Raw genomic sequence first — 1,848 nt, 5'->3', positions numbered from 1 at the left:
CCAGGGCGGCCGCATCGAGATGCTCACCGAGGACGACTGGCGGCAGATCGTCGACATCAACCTGCTCGGCGTCGCGCGCGGATGCCGCACCTTCGTCCCGATGCTCAAGGCGCAGGGCAGCGGTCACCTCGTCAACACCGCTTCTCTCGCCGGCCTCGTCCACCCGCCCACCATGTCCTCCTACACGGCGGTCAAGGCGGCGGTCGTGGCGATCTCCGAGAGCCTGCGGTGGGAGCTCGAGCCGTTCGGCGTGGACGTGTCGGTGCTGTGCCCGTCCTTCTTCCGCACCAACCTCGCCTCCAGTCTCAACGCCTCCGACCCCGCCGCCAGCGGGTTCGCGAGCAAGCTCATCGACCGCTCCGAGCGGGGCGCCGACGAGATCGCCTCCGAGGTGATGACGGGCCTGGACGCCAAGCAGTTCCTCATCCTCCCCGACCCCGACGCCCGCAAGTCCTACCGTGCCAAGCGGTTCCTCCCCGCCGCGTACGCCCGGACCATGCTCGGCATGGGCCAGAAGTTCGCGGCCGCGACACGGGCCACGGGCGGGTCGGGTGCCGAGGCCGGGGGAACGGGCGCGACGGGCACGTGAGCACCGGGGCCGTGCGCGCTGGTACCGCGCGCTAGTACCCTGCGGGGCATGACCCCCTCGCACCTGCTCTCCCGCGCCGACCTCGACTTCCTCCTGCACGACTGGCTCCGTGTCTCCGAGCTGTGCGAGCGGGAACGGTACGCGGAGCACTCGCGCGAGACGATCGACTCCGTGGTGGACCTGTCGGCCGAACTCGCCGAGAAGTACTTCGCGCCCCACTTCCGCAAAGCCGACCTCACCGAGCCCCGGTTGGTCGGCGAGGACGTGGAGCTCATCCCCGAGATCGGCGAGGCGCTGGCGAAGTTCGCCGAGGCCGACCTCGTGGGTGCGGCGATGGACGAGCGGGTCGGCGGCATGCAGCTGCCCTACACCGCCTACCTGGCGTGCATGGCCTGGTTCTACGCCGCGAACATCTCCACCGCGGCCTACCCGTTGCTCACCACCGGCAACGCCAACCTGCTCATCGAGCACGGCTCCGACGAGCAGATCGAGCGGTACGTCAAGCCGATGATCGAGGGCCGCTTCACGGGGACGATGTGCCTGTCCGAGCCGCAGGCCGGGTCCAACCTCGCCGACATCACCACCCGCGCCGAGCCGCAGCCCGACGGCACCTACCGGCTGTTCGGGCAGAAGATGTGGATCTCCGGCGGCGAGCACCAGATGGCCGAGAACATCGTGCACCTGGTGCTGGCGAAGGTTCCCGGGTCGCCGGCGGGCACCCGCGGCATCAGCCTGTTCGTCGTGCCGAAGTTCCTGGTCACCGACGACGGCGCGATCGGCGAGCGCAACGACATCGTCATCACCGGCCTCAACCACAAGATGGGCTTCCGCGGCACGGTCAACACCATGCCCACGCTGGGCCAGGGCATGCACACCCCCGGCGGTCGGGCGGGCGCGATCGGGTACCTCGTCGGAGAGGAGAACACCGGCCTCAAGAAGATGTTCACCATGATGAACGAGGCCCGCCTCGGCGTGGGCGTCGGCGCGACCGCCATCGGCTACACCGGGTACCTCAAGTCGCTGGACTACGCCCGGAACCGTCCCCAGGGCCGGCAGGTCGGGGCGGACCCGTCATCGCCGCAGGTCATGCTCACCGGCCACGCGGACGTGCGCCGCATGCTGCTGGCCCAGAAATCGTACGTGGAGGGCGCCCTCGCACTGGGGCTGTACTGCGCGCGACTGGTCGACGACGAGAAGACCGGATCCCCGGAGGAGTCGGCGGCGGCGAAGATGCTGCTCGACGTCCTCACCCCGATCGC

Annotated in this window: 2 protein-coding genes; both read left to right on the top strand. The window is 69.8% G+C overall.

Annotated features, from left to right (window positions below):
• Positions 1-589 (top strand): SDR family NAD(P)-dependent oxidoreductase (locus G6023_RS08245; protein ID WP_182634939.1); only part of this gene is annotated, 589 nt, incomplete at its 5' end.
• Positions 590-637: 48 nt separating this feature from the next.
• Positions 638-1,848 (top strand): acyl-CoA dehydrogenase family protein (locus tag G6023_RS08240; RefSeq protein WP_182634938.1); only part of this gene is annotated, 1,211 nt, incomplete at its 3' end.

Source organism: Dietzia sp. DQ11-71, assembly GCF_014144995.1.
Classification (GTDB): Bacteria; Actinomycetota; Actinomycetes; order Mycobacteriales; family Mycobacteriaceae; genus Dietzia; species Dietzia kunjamensis.
The sequence above is the reverse complement of the archived record's forward strand: the minus strand, read 5'-3'. Positions and strand labels throughout refer to the sequence as shown.